The 18,019-nt window shown below is 68.3% G+C and carries 17 protein-coding genes; 11 read left to right on the top strand and 6 right to left on the bottom strand.

Features of this window, described 5'->3' with window-relative positions:
* The 5 genes from NSQ78_RS12540 (at position 1) to NSQ78_RS12520 (ending at position 4,179) form a co-directional block, all read left to right on the top strand.
* Entirely contained in the window at positions 1-552 is a 552-nt protein-coding gene (locus tag NSQ78_RS12540; protein ID WP_057493382.1) for a DUF3299 domain-containing protein, read from the top strand.
* Positions 542-1,156 carry a DUF3299 domain-containing protein gene (locus NSQ78_RS12535; RefSeq protein ID WP_064238652.1) on the top strand — a complete coding sequence of 205 codons (615 nt, stop codon included), beginning with the start codon at positions 542-544 and terminating at the stop codon, positions 1,154-1,156. The genes NSQ78_RS12540 and NSQ78_RS12535 overlap by 11 nt, the downstream gene beginning before the upstream one ends.
* Positions 1,156-1,902, top strand: a complete 747-nt coding sequence (locus tag NSQ78_RS12530; RefSeq protein ID WP_064238651.1) for a hypothetical protein — start codon at positions 1,156-1,158, stop codon at positions 1,900-1,902. The genes NSQ78_RS12535 and NSQ78_RS12530 overlap by 1 nt, the downstream gene beginning before the upstream one ends.
* Before the next feature lie 182 nt (positions 1,903-2,084).
* Entirely contained in the window at positions 2,085-3,617 is a 1,533-nt protein-coding gene (locus tag NSQ78_RS12525) for an MFS transporter (RefSeq protein ID WP_064238650.1), read from the top strand.
* Positions 3,618-3,621: 4 nt separating this feature from the next.
* The gene (locus NSQ78_RS12520; protein ID WP_064238649.1) at positions 3,622-4,179 is read left to right on the top strand and encodes a TetR family transcriptional regulator; all 558 of its coding nucleotides are present in this window, start codon (positions 3,622-3,624) and stop codon (positions 4,177-4,179) included.
* A 373-nt stretch (positions 4,180-4,552) separates the two neighbouring features.
* On the opposite strand, the gene NSQ78_RS12515 is transcribed toward NSQ78_RS12520, so the two are convergent.
* Complete coding sequence (locus NSQ78_RS12515; RefSeq protein WP_064238648.1) at positions 4,553-5,434, bottom strand: AraC family transcriptional regulator; 882 nt, start codon at positions 5,432-5,434, stop codon at positions 4,553-4,555.
* Between the two features lie 106 nt (positions 5,435-5,540).
* On the opposite strand from NSQ78_RS12515, the gene NSQ78_RS12510 reads away from it, so the two are divergent.
* Positions 5,541-6,077 carry a peroxidase-related enzyme gene (locus tag NSQ78_RS12510; RefSeq protein WP_057493388.1) on the top strand — a complete coding sequence of 179 codons (537 nt, stop codon included), beginning with the start codon at positions 5,541-5,543 and terminating at the stop codon, positions 6,075-6,077.
* Positions 6,078-6,113: 36 nt separating this feature from the next.
* On the opposite strand, the gene fdhD is transcribed toward NSQ78_RS12510, so the two are convergent.
* The gene (fdhD, locus tag NSQ78_RS12505; RefSeq protein ID WP_064238647.1) at positions 6,114-6,962 is read right to left on the bottom strand and encodes a formate dehydrogenase accessory sulfurtransferase FdhD; all 849 of its coding nucleotides are present in this window, start codon (positions 6,960-6,962) and stop codon (positions 6,114-6,116) included.
* Between the two features lie 244 nt (positions 6,963-7,206).
* On the opposite strand from fdhD, the gene NSQ78_RS12500 reads away from it, so the two are divergent.
* Together NSQ78_RS12500 and NSQ78_RS12495 are read left to right on the top strand one after the other, a co-directional pair.
* Positions 7,207-9,492 (top strand): FdhF/YdeP family oxidoreductase, encoded by a 2,286-nt coding sequence (locus NSQ78_RS12500; RefSeq protein WP_064238646.1) that lies wholly within the window; start codon positions 7,207-7,209, stop codon positions 9,490-9,492.
* Between the two features lie 482 nt (positions 9,493-9,974).
* Positions 9,975-10,511, top strand: a complete 537-nt coding sequence (locus tag NSQ78_RS12495) for a DUF411 domain-containing protein (RefSeq protein ID WP_080473137.1) — start codon at positions 9,975-9,977, stop codon at positions 10,509-10,511.
* A gap of 91 nt (positions 10,512-10,602) precedes the next feature.
* Here NSQ78_RS12495 and blaL1 read toward each other — a convergent pair whose 3' ends face one another.
* Entirely contained in the window at positions 10,603-11,472 is an 870-nt protein-coding gene (blaL1, locus tag NSQ78_RS12490) for a L1 family subclass B3 metallo-beta-lactamase (RefSeq protein ID WP_064238644.1), read from the bottom strand.
* A 202-nt stretch (positions 11,473-11,674) separates the two neighbouring features.
* Between blaL1 and NSQ78_RS12485 the strand changes: the two genes are divergently transcribed.
* Together NSQ78_RS12485 and NSQ78_RS12480 are read left to right on the top strand one after the other, a co-directional pair.
* Positions 11,675-11,941, top strand: a complete 267-nt coding sequence (locus NSQ78_RS12485; RefSeq protein ID WP_057493392.1) for a hypothetical protein — start codon at positions 11,675-11,677, stop codon at positions 11,939-11,941.
* A gap of 9 nt (positions 11,942-11,950) precedes the next feature.
* Positions 11,951-13,129 carry a low temperature requirement protein A gene (locus NSQ78_RS12480; protein ID WP_064238643.1) on the top strand — a complete coding sequence of 393 codons (1,179 nt, stop codon included), beginning with the start codon at positions 11,951-11,953 and terminating at the stop codon, positions 13,127-13,129.
* Here NSQ78_RS12480 and NSQ78_RS12475 read toward each other — a convergent pair.
* Genes NSQ78_RS12475 through NSQ78_RS12465 form a run of 3 tightly spaced genes read right to left on the bottom strand, consistent with a single transcriptional unit; the run spans position 13,126 to position 17,261 of the window.
* Complete coding sequence (locus NSQ78_RS12475) at positions 13,126-14,547, bottom strand: hypothetical protein (protein ID WP_064238642.1); 1,422 nt, start codon at positions 14,545-14,547, stop codon at positions 13,126-13,128. The genes NSQ78_RS12480 and NSQ78_RS12475 overlap by 4 nt on opposite strands.
* 16 nt (positions 14,548-14,563) lie before the next feature.
* Positions 14,564-16,051, bottom strand: coding sequence for a DUF6384 family protein (locus NSQ78_RS12470; RefSeq protein ID WP_064238641.1), 1,488 nt, complete (start codon positions 16,049-16,051; stop codon positions 14,564-14,566).
* 13 nt (positions 16,052-16,064) lie between these two features.
* A complete protein-coding gene (locus NSQ78_RS12465) occupies positions 16,065-17,261 on the bottom strand; it encodes a hypothetical protein (RefSeq protein ID WP_064238640.1) in 1,197 nt (398 codons plus the stop codon).
* 245 nt (positions 17,262-17,506) lie between these two features.
* Between NSQ78_RS12465 and NSQ78_RS12460 the strand changes: the two genes are divergently transcribed.
* A complete protein-coding gene (locus NSQ78_RS12460) occupies positions 17,507-17,995 on the top strand; it encodes an EamA family transporter (protein WP_194434252.1) in 489 nt (162 codons plus the stop codon).
* Positions 17,996-18,019 lie beyond the last annotated feature (24 nt).

The raw sequence follows: 18,019 nt of genomic DNA, 5'->3' as shown, positions 1-18,019 counted from the left end.
ATGCGCTGGATGCGGCCATTGCCGATGGTGCTGGCGCTGGCCGCCTGCGAGCGGCCGGTGGATTCCGGTGTGCAGGCCTTGCCACCTTCGCCGGTTGTCGACCGCGCTGACGCTGCGGACGCGGCAGAGCAGGAGCTGGACTGGTTGCAGATGATGCCCAAGGACGAACTGGCCGCGCTGGAGCGGGGCGAGGGCCCGGAGGTCGAGCACAGCGGCAACCGGCGCATGCCGCAGTTCGGGACGTTCCGTACCGTGGCTGCTGTGCTGCAGCGACCGGTACGCCTGCCGGGCTACGTGGTACCGCTGGCCAACGCGCAGGACGGGCGGCTGACCGAATTCCTGTTCGTGCCGTATTACGGCGCCTGCATCCACGTGCCACCGCCGCCGCCGAACCAGATCGTGCACGTGGTGCTGCCGCAGCCGATCGAGATGCCGGACATGTACTCGCCATTCTTCCTGGCCGGCACCCTGCGTGCCGAACGGCTGGATGATGATCTGGCCGGTTCTGCTTACACCATGCGCGATGCCCAGCTGAGGCCCTATGAACCGTAGCGCTGTGTTGCTGCTTGGATGCGTCTGGTTGGCAGGCTGCACGTCACCGGGCGCCGATGCCGTGGTGGTCACGCCGCTGGACAAACCCGCGCCCTCCACGGCCGAAACCCCCATCGACCGTTGGGATGCGTTGCGGCCCGACGAGGTCACCTATCAGCGCCCGCCGCCGCAGATCGGCCTGTCGCGCGGTGGCATGGATGGCGTGGGCGGGCTGATCGACGACACCGGCTCCGGCACGCCGCCGGGGCAGGAGATCGACCATTCCAGCCCGGATCGCGCCAGGCAGTTCGGCTCTTCGCGCGTGGTCGATGCTGTCGACGGTCGCGCGGTGGATCTGGATGGCTACGTAGTACCGCTCGGCACCAACGATGCCGGGCTGGTCGATGAACTGCTGTTCGTGCCGTTCTATGGGGCTTGCATCCACGTGCCGCCACCGCCGCCGAACCAGATCATCCACGTGACCCTGGCCACGCCGATCGCGCTGGGTGATCTGTGGGATCCGTACCGGCTCGCTGGCCGCCTGAAGGTGAAGCGTTTCGACGCGGACATCGCCAGCGCGTCCTACGATGCTGCGGCGGCCACGCTGACGGCGATCCGCAACTGATGCGCCGGCGATGGCTCATGGCTGCCGGGGTGCTGCTGGTCGCGGTGGTGCTGCTGGTGCGGTGGCAGCGGCAGCGCGCACCCACCGCGCCGCCGGCGGTCGCGTTTCCGGCACCGGCCACCGACGCCAGCCAGCGCATCGAACACCGCCTGCGCGACGATCACGCGTTCCGCAACGACGTGCTGTTCCTGCTCGCTGCAACCGTGCGCGACCGCTGCCAGCCCGCGCAGGCGGGGCTGCTGGCGCGCATGGCCAATCGTGCATCGCTGCCGGTGCTGGCGTCGGTGAGCGCGGTGACCCAGCAGGAGCCATCGCTGGACCGGCCGATCTACCAGTACATCCAGCACCGCGCCGACGCGACCCAGTGCGGCCAGCCGCTGCAGATGCCGCTGGCCGGTGGGCGCAGCATGGCGGTGGACATCGAACAGTACGCGCGCACGTTCCCGGACAGCTACTTCGACCCGCAGCGCAGCAGCGAGCCGCGGGATTTCGGTGGACTGCCATTGCAGCAGCGCGCCGGCAATGCCTGCAACAGCGTGGTGTATTCGGTGCTGCCGCTGGGGGGCACCGACTGGCGGTGCAGCAGCCTGCGCGCGAATGCCCGTGCGCGGGTGCGCGGCCTGTGCGAGGACGAGCTGCGGCGCCAGCATGGGGGCATCGGCGGCGAACTGGACGCCGCCGTGGGGCAGGGCATGCAGAGCGCGGTGGTGTCGGCCATTGCCGCGCTGCCGGAGGACTGCCGGTAAACGTTCATCAGTAGAGCCAGGCCACCCCTGGCCCGCTTCAGTAGAGCCAGGCCATGCCTGGCTGGCGGCGCAGTCGGGCAAGCCCGCCTCTACAAAAGCTGAATCGGTGGGCTTTGAAGATCATAACTGTACAGGATGTCCGGTATAGTTATGGCCGTACTCAACCCCCACCAGGTTCTCCCATGGCTTTGTCCCAGCCCTTGGCCGATGCTCCGGCCCTGTCGCGTGCCCGCCGCTGGGCACTGCTGTTCACCGTCGCCGCCGGCCTGCTGCTGGTCACCCTCGACAACTCCGTGCTCTACACCGCACTGCCCACCCTGACCGAGGAACTCTCGGCCAGTGCCGGCCAGGCGCTGTGGATCATCAACGCCTATCCGCTGGTGATGGCCGGCCTGCTGCTGGGCGCGGGCACGCTGGGCGACCGCATCGGTCACCGCCGCATGTTCCTGATCGGCCTGGTGGTGTTCGGCGTCGCCTCGCTGGCAGCAGCGTTCGCCGACACCGCAGCGCAGCTGATTGCCGCACGCGCGTTGCTGGCGGTCGGCGCGGCCGCGATGATGCCGGCCACGTTGGCGCTGATCGGCCTGAGCTTCCACGAAGCGCGCGAACGCAACATCGCCATCGCCATCTGGGGTTCGGTGGCCATCGCCGGTGCGGCGCTCGGCCCGATCATTGGCGGCTGGCTGCTGCAGCACTTCTGGTGGGGCTCGGTGTTCCTGATCAACGTGCCGGTGGTGGTGATGGCGCTGGTGGCCACGCTGCTGCTGGCGCCGGAAGGACAGCGCGACAGCTCGCGGCCATGGGACCTGGTGTCTTCAGTTCTGGCATTGGCTGCACTGTCCGGCCTGGTCCTGGCAATCAAGTCGCTGATTGCTACGCCGCCGTCGTATGCGCTGGGTGCAGGCGCGCTGCTGCTGGCCGTCATCACTGGTGCGGCGTTCGCGCGCCGCCAGCAGCAGCTGCGGTACCCGCTGCTGGACGTCGCGATCTTCCGCAATCCGGCGTTCCTGGCCGGCACGCTGTCGGCAGTGTTCACCCTGTTTGCGATGGCCGGCCTGCAGCTGGTCACCACCCAGCGCTTCCAGCTGGTGGCGGGCTTCACGCCGCTGCAGGCGGGCCTGCTGGTGTCGGTGGCAGCGCTGGGCAGCCTGCCCAGCGCGCTGCTGGGCGGCAGCATCCTGCATCGGGTCGGCCTGCGCCCATTGATCTGCGGCGGACTGGCTGCGGGCGCGCTGGGCGTCGGCGTGGTGGCGTTCGGCTTCCCGCACGGCCTCGGTTGGGTGATCGCCGGCATGGCGATCACCGGCTTCGGCATGGGCGCGGCCATCTCGGTGGCGTCCACGGCCATCCTCAACAATGTGCCTGCGCACCGGGCGGGCATGGCCTCGTCGGTGGAAGAGGTGTCCTACGAGTTCGGTGGCCTGCTGGCGGTGGCGATGCTGGGCAGCCTGAGCGCGGCGATGTACGGCGTGTTCCTGCCGGTCTCGGCTGACATGCCGGCGCTGGCGCGTGAAGGCTTCACCCAGGCGTTGCACGCGGCGCGCGAAGGCGGGCAGGGCGAGTGGTTCGCGCTGGCCACAGCCGCGTATGACCGTGGCTACCAGATCGTGCTGCTGGTGATCACCGCGGCGCTGGCGCTGGGTGCGACGATCATCGCGGGCCTGCTGCGTGGCCGGGCCGGCAGCCGCGAGGGCGCCGCCGATCGCGTAAAATGACGCCATGAGAACCAGCAAGCGGGAGCGCATCCTCGACGCCGCCGTCAACGTGATCAATCGTGACGGCGTGCGAGCGGTGACCTTCGAGTCGGTGGCGACCGAGGCCAAATTGACCCGCGGCGGCCTGCTGTACCACTTTCCGTCGCGCGAGGCGCTGCTCCGCGGCATCGACGAACACCTGGTGCAGGCCTGGGAAGCATCGATGGAAGCGTTGCTGGGCAAGCGTGCAGATGAGGCAACGGCGCTGGAGCGCTACCAGACCTTCGTGCGCGTGTCGGCGCAGAGCGCCACCCGTGCCGAACTGATGTTCATGCTGGAATCGGGCGACCCCGATGCCGGGGAGCGCCCGTGGGGGCCGGTAGTGCGACGCTGGGCGCCGTCCGCACCCGAAGCCAGCAGCGACGACGCGACAACGCTCGACAATTTCGTGGCGCGGCTGGCTGCCGATGGCCTGTGGATCTACGAGGCGATGTACGAAGGCCAGCTGGATGAAGGCGTACGCGCGCAAGTCGCCGAGCGCATCGCCGGGCTGCTGGCGAAGCCTGACGGGTCGCCCAGTTGAGCGGCCAGCCGGCGCGCAGACATCGCCCGTGGTAGAGCCGGCCGCGGGTCGGCTGCCCTCCGGTCAGGCCAGGAAATTGCCGCTTCGATCACCCGTGGTAGAGCCGACCGCTGGTCGGCTGCCCTTCGGTCAGGCCACGAAAACCCCGCTTCGGTAGAGTCGACTGTTGGTCGACTGCCCTTCGGTCAGGCCAGGAAAATGCCGCTTCGATCGCCCTTGGTAGAGCCGACCGCTGGTCGGATGCCCTTCGGTCAGGCCACGAAAACCCCGCTTCGGTAGAGTCGACTGTTAGTCGACTGCCCTTCGGCCAGACAACGAAAATCCCGCGCGTCGCGCGATAGTCGACCAGCGGTCGACTCTACCCCTCATCCATTTACCCGGCCTGCGCGGCGCTCGCGGTCAACCACGCCCGCGGCGAGGCCCCCAACCGCTTGCGGAACGCCTTCGACAGCGACGCGGTATCGGCAAACCCCACGTCGATCGCCACCTGCTTGACCGCCACACCTGCGCGCAGCTGCGTACAGGCCAGGCTGAGCCGCCAGTCCAGCAGGTAGCTGGCCGGCGTCGCCTGCATCACCTCCTTGAATACCGCCGCGAACGCGCTGCGCGACAGGCCGGCGGTCGACGCCATGCGCGGTAGCGTCCACTCCTCCTGCGGCGCCTGGTGCATCGCCACCAGCGTGCGTGCCAGCCGTGCATCGGACAGCCCGCGCATCAGTCCGTGGGTGACGCCCGCCGCCTCCGGATGATCGACCACCCAGCGCAGGACCTGGATCAGCGCCACCTCGAACAGGCGGTTGGTCAGCAGCCGGGAGCCGCAGCGCCGGCGATCGGCCTCGGCGAACAGCAGGCGCAGGGTGTCGTCCAGTTCGCCGATCGCCGCCAGTGGCACCACCATCACCGGTGGCAGCGACTGCACGATCGGATTGCGCGCGCCGCCGTCGAAGTCCAGCGTGGCGCAGGTGAAATCCGGGCCATCCAGCGGTGCATTGAAGAACACATGATGCAGCGGCTGCGGATACAGCAGCAGGCTGGGCGCGTCGATCTTCAGCCGAGGCAGCGTCGTATCGCCCTCGCGATGGCGAACCTCCATTACGCCCTGGCGCAGGATGTGCAGGAACGCACGACCGGGCTGCGGCTCGAACACATGGCGCCCGCACAGTGGGCCGCTGTGGAACAGCGCGGCCTGCACGCGGAAGCGTTCCAGCAGGGTGGAAAGGCGATCGGGCGTGGCGACGTCAGTGGGCGCAGTCATGGACGAATGGACAACAGGAGTGGCGAATAGCGCAGGATGCGTCCAGCGAGTCTACCTAGGATGAGCGGGTCGTCCAATTCCGGGCGCGTTTCCAAGGAGATCCACCATGTCCCGTGTCCCCCTGATCGATGCCGCCACCACCACCGCCGACCGCCAGGCCCTGCTGGGCCAGGTCCACGCCGCCTTCGGCGCCACCCCGGCCATGTTCCGCGCCGTGGCCAATTCGCCGGCCGCCCTGCACAGCATGTGGGGTTCGTTCGGCGCGCTGGGCGGTGGTCGCCTGTCGCCGCTGCTGGGCGAGCAGATTGCCGTGGCCGTCGCCAACCGCAATGCCTGCGCGTACTGCCTGGCCGCGCACACCGCACTGGGCCGCAAGGCTGGCGCCAGCAGTGAGCAGATGGCCGCCGCGCAGACCGGACAGTCCAGCGACCCGGCGACCGCCGCTGCACTGGGATTCGCGCTGAAGGTGGTCGAGCAGCGTGCGCAGATTGCCGACGGCGATGTTCAGGCGCTGCGGGTGGCCGGCTTCGACGATGAGCAGATCGTCGAGATCCTCGCGCATGTGGCGCTCAACCTGTTCACCAATTACGTCAATGTGGCGTTCGACGTGCCGGTGGACTTCCCGAAGGTGGCGCTGCGCTGAGCGGTATGCGGCCGGGCGGCATGCGCCCGGTCGCACTCAGGTGTCCCGGAGCCCGTCCGCCCGCAGCCGATCGGGATGGGTGTACACATTGAATCCGCTCTCCCGCGCGAACCCGATCAGGCACAGCCCGGCGCTGCGGGCCAGGTCGATCGCCAGCGCGGTGGGTGCCGATACCGCAGCCAGCACGCTGGCGCCGGCGCGCACCGCCTTGCTGACCATTTCGTAGCTGGCCCGGCTGGAAATCACCAGCAGGCCGCCGTCGATGGCGTGTTCGTTGTGGTGCAGGGCGCCGATCAGCTTGTCCAGTGCATTGTGGCGGCCGACGTCCTCGCGTACCCAGCCGATCCGCCCACTGGCATCGGCCCAGGCCGCGGCGTGGATCGAGCCGCTTGCCGCATTCATCGGCTGGTGCTGCGCCAGGGTGGCCAACGCCCGCTGCAGGGCGGCGGCGGCATAGCTGCGGCGCTCGCGGATCTGCGGCAGGGGGCGCAGCACCTCCTCCAGGTGGCGCGTGCCACACAGGCCACAGCCGCCTCGGCCGGGCAGCAGGCGCCCCTTGTCGGGGGCGAGGCCTGCGCCGGGTGCATCCTCGGCCACGGTCATCTGCAGCTCGATGCCTTCCAGCTGGGGACGGATATCGATCGACAGCAGCTGCGAGGGCGTATGGATCAGGCCTTCACTGAGCGAAAAACCGAGCGCAAAGTCCTCCAGGTCGCACGGTGTGGCCATCATCACGGCAAAGGCGGCATCGTTGTAGCGCAGCGCCACCGGCACTTCCTCGGCCACGACGTCGACCTGCTGCTGTTGCGTGCCGCCGCGCCAGCGCTGCAAGGGGCGTTGGGCGGTGCCGGCGGGCGGGATGTGCGGTGGGATCGAATCAGGCATGCAGCGCGTCCGGACGAGGGAGAAACGCGAGGCGGGCCACCGCCTGCGGTTCCGAGGATAGCGCAGTGGCTGCGCGCAGACGCGGCTGTAACTGTTGCCATGCCAGGGTGTACCGAATCCGCCGGCACCCTCTGGCGAAGCGTGACCGGGCGTGCTTGACTGTGCAGCTGGTCGTGCCACTGGATGCACCGCCGGACCGCGTTGTGCCGTTCGTTGCTGCGTTCCTCCCGTCAGGTCCCCGATCATGTCCGAGCAGAAGCCGCCGCGTTACAAGCCCTACGACCAGCCGGCCGGAGGCTGGGGTGCCGCCGGTGCCACGGCCAAGGTGCTGCTGCAGCAGAGCGTGATCGGCAAGGGCTCGAAGGCGCTGCTGGCGATGAACCAGCCCGGCGGCTTCAAGTGCCCGAGCTGCGCGTTCCCCGATGCCGACGAGCGCAAGAAGCTGGAGTTCTGCGAGAACGGCGCCAAGGCGCTGGCCTGGGAAGCCACCCAGTTCCGCGCCGGCCGCGAACTGTTCGCCCGGTACACCGTCACCGAGCTGATGGCACAGACCGACTACTGGCTGGAGATGCAGGGCCGGTTGACCGAGCCGATGCGCTACGACGCAGCCACCGACCACTACGTGCCGTGCAGCTGGGACGATGCGTTCGCATTGATCGGCCGCCACCTGCAGGCGCTGGACAGCCCGCACCAGGCCGAGTTCTACACCTCCGGGCGCACGTCCAACGAAGCGGCGTTCCTGTATTCGATCTTCGTGCGCGAGTTCGGCACCAATAATTTCCCGGACTGCTCGAACATGTGCCACGAGCCGACCAGCCGTGGCCTGCCGCCGGCCATCGGGGTGGGCAAGGGCACCATCGTGCTGCAGGACTTCGAGCACGCCGAGGCGATCTTCGTGATCGGCCAGAATACCGGCACCAATTCACCGCGGATGATGAGCAACCTGATCGAAGCGCGCAAACGCGGCATCCCGATCGTAGCGGTCAACCCGATGCCCGAGCGTGCGCTGATCCGCTTCGCCGAACCGCAGGACGTGGTGCAGATGGCCACGTTCGGTTCGACCGCGATCACCAGCGAGTTCGTGCACATCCGCATCGGCGGCGACCTGGCCCTGATCAAGGGCATGATGAAGGTGATGTTCGAGCGCGAGGCGCAGGGCGAGCGCGTGCTCGACCACGCGTTCCTGGCCGAACACACGGTGGGCCTGGAGGCGCTGCGCGAAGACGTGCTGGCGCAGGACTGGGACCAGATCGTGCAGGTGTCCGGTATATCGCAGGCGCAGATCCACCGTTGCGCGGAGATCTACATCCGCTCCAACGCCACCGTGATCTGCTACGGCATGGGCCTGACCCAGCACCAGTACGGCTCGCGCCTGCTGCAGCAGGTGGCCAACCTGCTGATGCTGCGCGGCAACTTCGGCAAGCCCGGCGCCGGCATCGGGCCGATCCGTGGCCATTCCAATGTGCAGGGCGACCGCACCGTCGGCATCGACGAGAAGCCGAAGCCGGCCTATCTGGACCGCGTGCAGCAGGTGTTCGGCTTCGACCCGCCGCGCGAGCATGGCCACCATGTGGTCGAATCCATCGAGGCGATGCTGGACGGCAGCGCCAAAGTGTTCATCGGCCTGGGAGGCAACTTCATTCATGCCGTGCCCGATACGCCGCGTGCGTATGAGGCGATGCGCGGCCTGGAGCTCACCGTGGGCATTGCCACCAAGCTCAACCGCGGGCACCTGGTCCATGGCCGCGACGCGCTGATCCTGCCGGTGGTGGCGCGTTCGGAGCGCATCGTTACGCCGGCCGGCGAGCAGTTCGTCACCATCGAAGACGCGATGTCGAATGTCACCGCGTCGCGCGGGGTACTGGAGCCGGTCAGTGCCGATGTCTTGCCCGAGGTCGAGATCGTCTGCCGCATGGCACTGGCCACGCTGCCCGGCAGCAGGGTTGACTGGGCCGGCTGCATGCACGACTACGCGCCCATCCGCGAGCTGATTGCCGCGGTGTATCCGGAGATCTACACCGGCTTCAACGAGCGCATCCAGCAGCCGCAGGGCTTCCATCTGGACATCCCGCCGCGCCGCCGGGTGTGGCCCACGCCCAATGGCAAGGCCAACATCCTGGTGATGCCCGGGCTGGACGTGGACGATCCGGTGCACGACCCGGAGATGCTGCGGTTGGCCACGGTGCGCTCGCACGACCAGTACAACACCACCATCTACAGCTACAACGATCGCTATCGCGGTGTGTACAACGATCGCATGGTGTTGTTCATGAACATCGAGGACCGGCTGGCGCGCGGGCTGGAGAAGGAAGCGCGGGTCAGCCTGGAGACGATCAGCAGCGATGGCGTGCAGCGGCGCATCGAGGGCCTGACCGTGCTGGACTATCCGATGCCGCGCGGCGCGCTGGCCGGCTACTACCCCGAACTGAATCCATTGCTGCCGCTGGACTACTACGACCGGATCAGCGGCACGCCAGCGGCCAAGTCGATCCCGGTGCGGATGCGGCCGATGGCGGCGGCGATCGGTTGATGCGCGCATCGGCTATCATCGGCGGGTGAACCTGCCTGGCCTGCTGCTGCGATGGATGCTGCTTGTGGCCCTGGCGCTGAATGCGCCGGGGCTGGCCCTCGCTGCATCTTCGTACAACGGTCCCGCCAACCAGGATCACTGCGCCGCACCGCACTCGGCCGCGATGGCAGCCGTCGGCTGCTGCGATGATGCGGCCCCGCTGGCCTGCCAGAGCAGCGAGTGCGAATGCCCGGCAGCGTGTTTAGGCATGCTGGCAGCGTTGAACGGAACGCCCGCCTCGCCCTGGCGCGAGGCGCCTGTTCCGGCCAGTAGCCCGCAACGCGCGTCGCCATTGACGCCGGATCCGTTGCGTCCCCCCATCGCGTGAATTCCTGCAGGCCTCACGCGCCTGCCATGACTGTTCGACTTTTTCTCGACTCTGCCTGCGCCTTCGATGCGTGGGCGGCGGGCCGCGTTGCCCGCCTCTGCAAAGGAATCACTCAATGAACCGTACGCTCTCCCTCGGCCTGCTGCTGGGCACTGTGTTGGCCACGACCGCCTGCGCGCGTGCCGCCGAAGAATCCTCCGCGGCAGCGGTCGCCAGCGAGGCACCGACTCCGAGTCCGGCCAGCCTGGACAAGGTCGATCCGGCCTTGCCGCTGGCCATCGTGCACAAGACCGCCAGCTGCGGTTGCTGCGGCATCTGGGTCGACCACCTGAAGTCGGCCGGCTTCCAGGTGGATGTCCGAGACACCGACGACATGAACCCGGTCAAGGTCCGCCTGGGCGTGCCGGTGGGCAAGGCCTCCTGTCATACCGCCGAGATCGGCGGCTACGTGGTGGAGGGCCACATCCCGGCCGAGGACATCAAGCGCCTGCTGGCCGAACGACCGGCGGCGCGCGGGCTGGTGCTGCCCGGCATGCCGGCCGGCTCGCCGGGTATGGAAATGCCCGATGGCTACGTCCAGCCGTACACGGTCGAACTGGTGCGCACCGATGGCACAACCGAGCCGTTTGCCCAGCACGGGCAGGGCGGCTGATGGACGGCGGGTGCCGGTCGTCCTGACCGGCACCTTTCGACGCGTCTTGTGTGGAGCCGAGCGTAGGCTCGGCGCTACAGGATCTGCAGCATCAGCGGGCCCCGGCCGCTTCCTTGGCCAACTGCGCGTCGAACGCCTTCTCGGCCGCATCCGCGTAGGCCTTGCAGGTCAGGACGTTGGCCCCGGCCTCGGCACCGGCGGCATAGTTCCAGCGGCTGGCGCCCGGATGCGGGGTCAGCAGCAGGTCGCAGGGCAGGCCGCGCACCGTCGTGAAGCTGCGCCGGTAGTCCTCGACCAGTCGGGGATAGCGTGCGTTGTGCTGCAGCTGGTAGCCCGGCGCACTCAGGCTGTCGGCGTAGGCGATGCGCACGGGCTTGCCATCGCGGCTATCGGTCCAGGTCCAGGCGGTGCTGCCGGGGGTGTGCCCAGGCATGAAGTGCGCGGTGAATGCCATGCCGCCTACCGTCACCCTTTCACCATCCATGATGATGCGGTCGGCACTGGCCGGCGGGTAGGTGATGTCATCACCGAAGTGCAGGTCGTTGCTGCCGCCGCGCGCAAGCAGCACGGCCGTTTCGGCGTTCGCGACCACCGTGGCACCGGTGCGGCGCTTCAGTTCCGCCACCGGCCCGGCATGGTCGGCATGCGCATGGCTGAGCAGGATCAGCCGTAGATCCTGTGGTGCCACCCCGCGTGCCTTCATGTTGTCCAGCAGGTGACCGGCCATCTGCGGCATGCCGCCATCCAATAGCACTGCGCCCTCGGTGGTCTGCACCAGCAGTGCGGTCAGGTCCTCGGTGCCGATCTGCCAGGTGTGGTCGGCAATCTGCAGCGGTGCCATCGGCTGCAGCCACGAAGCGTCGACGGTGTAGGCCCGGAGCTGCGGCAGCGGTGCGTCGGCGGCGGCGACATCAAAGACGAGCGTGGCAGCCAGGGCGAGGGGAGTCAGGCAGAGGCGCATGGCGGAAAAGTGTCTGGGGAGAGGCCGTTGAAGCTAGCATGCGCGTCGCGCCGGCCGTTTCGCGAATAATTCATGGCTGCGATAAGGTCCGCCGCGGCCTGCGCAGCATTGTTCGCCCGCCCTGGATTGTGAATCCATCTCTACGGGCTGGAGCGCAGAATCGGCCGCAGCTAGCCTGCCCACAGGCTCGAGGAGGTGGACCATGCATGTGCTTATGGTGATGCTGGGCGGCGTACTGTTGCTGGGCGTATTCGCGCTGTTTGGCAGGCTGTGGAGCGTCGGCACATCGCAGCTGCCGACCGCGCTGCTGGCGTTCATCGCCACGTGGCTGCTGGTCACGGTGGCCAACCTGTGGGTGGGCGTCAGCAAGGCAGGCTATGCCCTGCGAGAAGAGCTGCCGATCCTGTTGCTGGTCTTCACCGTGCCGGCGTTGCTGGCCGCCCTCCTGTACTGGCGCCTGGCGCGCTGAAGGACCGCCATGAGTTCTCAACTGCGACTGCCTGCGCTGCGCCACCGCGACGGCCACCATGCCCGCGTCACCTATGAAGAACTGTTCTTCGATCTGGTCTACGTGTTCGCGGTCACCCAGCTCAGCCACCATCTGCTGCACCACCTGGACCTGGCCGGCGTGCTGCAGACGCTGGTGCTGTGGTTCGCGGTGTGGCTGGGGTGGCAGTATGCGTGCTGGGTCAGCAACTGGTTCGATCCGGAGGCGCCGCGCATCCGTGGCCTGCTGTTTGCCACCATGCTGCTGGCGTTGCTGATGTCCTCCTCCATTCCCGAGGCGTTCGCCGATCGCGCCTGGGTGTTCGCCGGGGCATACGCCACGATGCAGGTGGGACGCACCAGCTTCGTACTGCTGGAGGTAGGCCGCGGGCACCCATTGGCAGCCAACTTCCGTCGCATGCTGGCCTGGGTCAGCGTGTCGGCGTGTTTCTGGCTGGCTGGCGCGGCCGCCGAGGGCAATCTGCGGCTGGCACTGTGGGCGCTGGCGGTGGCCTGCGAATACATCTCGCCGATGTTCGGCTTCGCGTTCCCGGGCCTGGGGCGATCGCACACCCGTGAATGGACCATCGAGGGCGGCCACCTGGCCGAACGCTGCCAGCTGTTCGTCATCGTCGCCCTGGGCGAGACGTTGCTGGCCACCGGCGGGGTGCTCAGCGAGGTCGAACACTGGAGTCTGGAGGTGGTGTCGGCGGTGCTGGCGACCTTCGCCGGAACACTGGCGATGTGGTGGCTGTACTTCGGCATCTCCAGTCGCGATGCCACCGCCGCGATCACCCGGTCCGACGACCCCGGCCGGATGGGGGCCAACTTCCACTACGTACACGCGCTGCTGATCGCCGGCATCATCGCCACCGCGGTGGGCAACGACCTGGTCATGGACCACCCTGGGGCAGGCACGACCTGGAGGTACGCCGCCATGATGGTGGCCGGTCCGCTGCTCTACCTGCTGGGCAGTGCCCTCTACAAGCGCGTGGTCTACGGCCGCGCGCCGCGCTCGCACCTGCTGGGTGCGCTGGTGCTGCTGGCGCTGGGACTGGCACTGCCCTGGACGCACCTGCTCGCCGCCGGCTGGCTGACCAGCCTGGTGCTGCTGGGTGTGGGCCTGCTGGACACGCGCCTGGCCGGGCGCGCCCGGCAACGGCCGGGCTAGAAGCCGCCGCCGGTCCTGAAATCCCCGTCACCGCTGATGCCACCGCCACTGCTGAAGCCATCGCCACTGTCGGAACGGGCGCTGGAGCGGGAACTCGAACTGGAGCTGGAATCGAAACTGCTGGAGCTGCTCGATGCCCAGTTGAACAGGCCGCCCGAGGAAGCGCTGCTGCTGCTGCCGCTGCGGGTCGTACTGAAGAAGGACGCCGAAACTGCGGTAGCGGTGGCCCTGCGGTAGGTCGGGGCCTGGTAGGCCTGGCGTTCGGCGTCTGCTGCCGCCTGGTAGCTCCTGCGCGTCGCCTGCAGGTTGTCCAGGCGCTTCTTCAGTACGGCCATTTCGCGGGTGTGCTCTGCCACCAGGCCATCGATCTCGCCCAAGCGCTGGCGAGTGCCTTGGATGCGCTCAAGCACCGCATCGTCTTCGCCGGACGCCGTGGCGGCGACGCGCCGGTACAGTTCGTTCATGCCGGTGGCCGACAGCGTGCGTGCCAGCGCGGTGAGCAGGGCACTGCCCTCCGCGTCGGTCCAGCTGCGGAAGCCATCGATCTGTGCCTGCTTGGCGTCCACGGCCTGCCGATGCAACTGCTCGTTCAGCAGTGCCTGTGCAACGGCGCCCTGTGCGGTCTGCAGCTGCTGCCTCAGCGGCTCGCCCCCGGCCTGGGCAAGCGCGGCGTCACGGGCCTGCTGCACTGGCTGGCGGGCAGTTTCGCTCGCGTCGCGGGCCTGTCCGGCATGCGCCTGCAGGTACGGCGGGAGTTCGACCAGCGTGGCGTACTCGCGGCGGGCGCGCTCGAAGCCGCACAGCTCGGCCAGCCAGCCATCGACTGTGCGCACCAGTGGCCAGCTGCGGTAGGCCGTGCTGCCGAAGCCGCGCTGGTGCAGGTACATGAAGACCGGGTCGGCCTGATAGGCGCCGGCCTTGGCATCATGCTCCGCCTGTGCAGAGGCGGCCATGCGCTCGACGGTCTCGGCCCGCGCCTGTGCCAGCTGCAGTTCGTCCTGCAGGGCCCGGTAGGCGGGGTCCGCTTCCAGCGCAGCATCCACCTGGTCCTGCAGTGCCTGCAACTGCCCCCCGGCGGCGTCGCGTGCGGCCACGGCCGCCTGCGAGCGCTGCTGCAACGACTGTTCGATGTCCAGCAGCGCCTGTAGTTCGTCGGCCAGCATCGCTGCTTTGCGGTCACGGCGCTGCAGGTCGGCGCTGGACTGCTGCAGCAGGTCCCTGGCCATCGCCGGCGACGAATCAATGGCCGCCTGGGCGTGCAGCCGGGCCAGGGCATTGAAGTCCTCGCGGACCTGGCCGTGCAGCGCCTCCTGTTCCTTGATCAGTTTCCGGCACGCATCGCCACGCTCGGCCAGCGATGCCTGGACCTGGCGGATATCGGCCGCGACTTCGGCGATCGCGTCGTTCAAATCTCTCATGTCGGTTCCTTGTCCATCACCATTCGGTGATGTAGCCGCCGGTCGTGGGCATGCGGAAACGCGGCGACAGGCTGCCGCGTGGCTTGCTGCCGATCAGGTCGTCCTCGATGATGCCGTTGTCCTGCTTGTCGGCGGCGACCCGGTTATAGGTAGCCTGGGGAACGCGCACGGCGAACACCGAGACCCGTTCCTCCTTGCCGGTTTCCTCGTTGCGGATCGGCAGTTCGGCAGCGTTGCCGGCTTCGTCCAGCGCTTCGGCCACCAGATAGTAGTTGCGGCCACCGTTGGCCTTTTCGTTGTAGCGCCAGACACCGGTACGTTCGTCGTCACGGTTGACGATGCGGTAGACCAGGGTCTGTGACAGCAGCCCCACCAGCTGGCTGACCTCGTCCAGGGCCGGACCGGCCTCGGCCAGCGTCTCGACCCGGATCAGGCGCGCGGCCTGGTCCAGCGCTCGCTCGAAGCGCTTGCGGTCTTCGCCGGCGACGCCGGTGGCCAGGCCGTCGGCCTTGAGCCGGGCCAGCCGATCGTTGAGCGCGGCCAGCGTGTCGGCGCTGCTGATGAGGTCCTTCAGGGTCGACACCGCCTGGCCGGCCGCGGCCATGTCGCCTGCGCGCAGCGCGACATCACCGCCGGTGTAGGCGCGTGCGCGCACCTGCTCTGCATCCGGCGTGAGGCGTGCTGCCTTTGCGGCGGTGTTGGTGGTGTCCAGCAGCTCGCTGGCCTCCACGGCCTGGACGAGGATGTTCACCCGCTCGGTCAGCGCGGGCAGGGTGTCCCGGGCGTTGGCGAGCCGTTGCGCCGCAGCCAGCCGCTGCTGCTCCACCTGCGCGGCCGCGCGCTCGCCGGTGGCGCTGCCACCGCTGCTGAGCCGGGTGAGCTTGTCCTTGCGCACAAGGGTCGGCAGTGCCGCCATTGCGGCCGGGAGGCCGGCGAAGTGACGCTGTGCTTCGGCCAGCGCGGCCTGCGCACTTTCGGTCAGCGGCTGCAGGCGGTCGCCGCTGGCGCTGGCACGTGGCAGCAGGCCTTGCAGGGCCTGTTCCTGCGCGGCCAGCAGGGTGCGCGCTGCAACAGCCTCCTGTTGCTGTGCGGCGACCTTGTCGTTCAGCGCCTGCACGTTGTTCTGCACGTTGATGTCATGCACGAACGCGCCGAAGCTGCGTGCCATCACCAGCAGCGCCACCAGCACCAGCAGCGCCAGGGCCACGGCCAGTGCCCACTTCAGCAGGCGCGCGCGGTCGATCCAGCGCCGCGCCAGCCACGCCTTCCAGCCACGCGGCGCAGTGTAGAGATAGCGCTGCTCACGCTGGGCCTGGATGCCGGCCTCGAGGATCTCGTCGGAGACCTCGATCCCCTGCGAGCGGTACAGCTCAAGCAGGCGCCGCTTCAAGGCCGCCTTGTCATGGCCGCTGTCGGCCAGCGCCTTCATTTCGGCATTGCGGTAACGCAGCTGGTCGACCACATCCATGGTCAGCAGTGCATCCTGCAGCTCCGCAGGGGCCATCGTCGCACTCACTTCAGCGCGGCTCCGGGCTCGGCGGCGCCTGCAGCAGGGCAGCGAAACGCTGCTTGCCCTGCTCGACATACTCGGCGATCTCGGCCGAATCGCGGGTGGCCTGGTTGCGCAGCTGCTCGATCTCCTGCAGCGAGGTTTCCTGGAAGCGCACCACTGCATCGACCAGCTTGCGCACCGAATCGACGCCGATGGTGGCGCCATAGCCGGCCTTCAGGCCCTCGTGCAGGACGTCGTCGCCGATGTTGGCCACCGCTTCCAGGCCCTTGGAGGTGCCCTCGGTCATCGCGTTGAGCGCCTGGGTGGACTCGTGCAGGCCCATCTGCGTAGTGAAGGCCAGGTTCAAGGCGGTGAAGCTGGTTTCATTGGTGGAGAAGAACACCACCGAGCGCTCGTTGACGCGGCGCTTGACCTCGTGCGACTGGTGCACGCGCAGCATGATCGCCTCGGACGTGGCGTAGTTCACCTGCAGGTTCTCGGCCAGGTCCTTGGCCAGCTGGTAGCGCGACTCTTCGGCCTGCTGGGTGCGCAGGGCCTCATCGCGGGCCATGACCAGGCGGCCGGTGTCGGCAGCATCGGCGCCCGGGTCGGCCGACTCCACGCGCTGCTGCGCCTGCTTCAACGCTTCGCGCGCATCGGCCAGCGCCTGCTCCTGCAGCTTCAACAGTTCATGCGCCTGGATTTCCGCATCCTTGATCGACAGGCGGAAGTCGCCGTACATCTCCAGCACGCGCGATTCGCGCTGCAGCTGTTCGGCCGAATCGCGGCTGACCTCCAGGAAGGTGCGGCGGATCTTCTCGAACCGGCTCGGGATGTCGCCGCGGGTCACCTTCATCCACAGGTTCTGCAGGCGCTCGCCCATGTCGATCCTGCCGTCGCGCACCTGTTCGACCATGGCGCTGGCATCATCGCGGATGCTGTCGAAGGCGCGGATGATCTCGGTGTAGCGGTCGGACACCTTGGCCGAGCTGATTTCGTCACGCATCACGGCGTTGAAATGACCGGACTGCTGCAGCACGCGGGCAATGGCCACCACCCGGCCCTGGTCGAGGCTCGACAACTGCGAGACCAGCGCGATGGCCGGTGCGTTGTTGTCCTGGGGAGCGGCCAAGCCGAGGCTCCGCAGCGTGGCCATGGCGCGGTCGAGGTACTTGATCGGTGCCGAAGCAGCCGGCGTGGCAAGGAGAGTGTTCTCGGGCATTTCGACGGCTCCGTTCAGGGCAAACGATGGGAAAACTGCCGCGCGGAACGGGCAGGGTGCTGCGAATCGAAGGGGAAGTTGAGCGCAAGCCGCGCGCTGCACGGCCGGCCGGCCCGCTCGCGGGCAGCGGGCCCGCTCTGGGCGAGGAGGGTGTCCTGTTCAAGCACGGTGCAATCCCTGCAGATCGCCCCATGGCGATTCCTGGCCCATTGTAGCGGCGGTGATGGGCGGGTGAAGCCCCACCGATGGCAGGGTGGAGTAGCGTTGGCACACCCGCCGAGCAGGCAAGCGAGGGCTTCGTGCAGAACCTACCGCAATGGTTGCTCTGGGCTGGACTGTCCGCCGTGTTCGCAGCGCTGACCGCGCTGTTTGCCAAGGTTGGCGTCAAGGGCGTCGACTCGGACCTGGCGATGGCCATCCGCACCATGGTGGTGGCGGCGGTGATCCTGCCGCTGGTGGTGCTCACCGGCAAATGGTCCAACCCGCTGCTGCTGCCCGGGCGCACCCAGCTGTTCCTGGTGCTGTCGGCGCTGGCCACCGGCGCCTCGTGGCTGTTCTACTTCCGCGCGCTGCAGAGCGGCGAGCTGGCCAAGGTAGCGGTGGTGGACAAGTTCAGCGTGGTGCTGGTGATCGTGCTGGCCTACCTGTTGCTGGGCGAGCGGCCCAGCCTGCGGGAGTGGAGCGGCATCGGGCTGGTGGTGGCCGGGGTGATCGTGCTGGCGACGAAGAAGTAGCGGAATCCGACTGATCAGACAGGA

It is taken from the genome of Stenotrophomonas sp. FSL W7-1447 (assembly GCF_037966425.1).
Taxonomy (GTDB): domain Bacteria; phylum Pseudomonadota; class Gammaproteobacteria; order Xanthomonadales; family Xanthomonadaceae; genus Stenotrophomonas; species Stenotrophomonas pavanii.
Note: the sequence above shows the minus strand (reverse complement) of the source record. Positions and strands in the feature narration are given on the sequence as shown.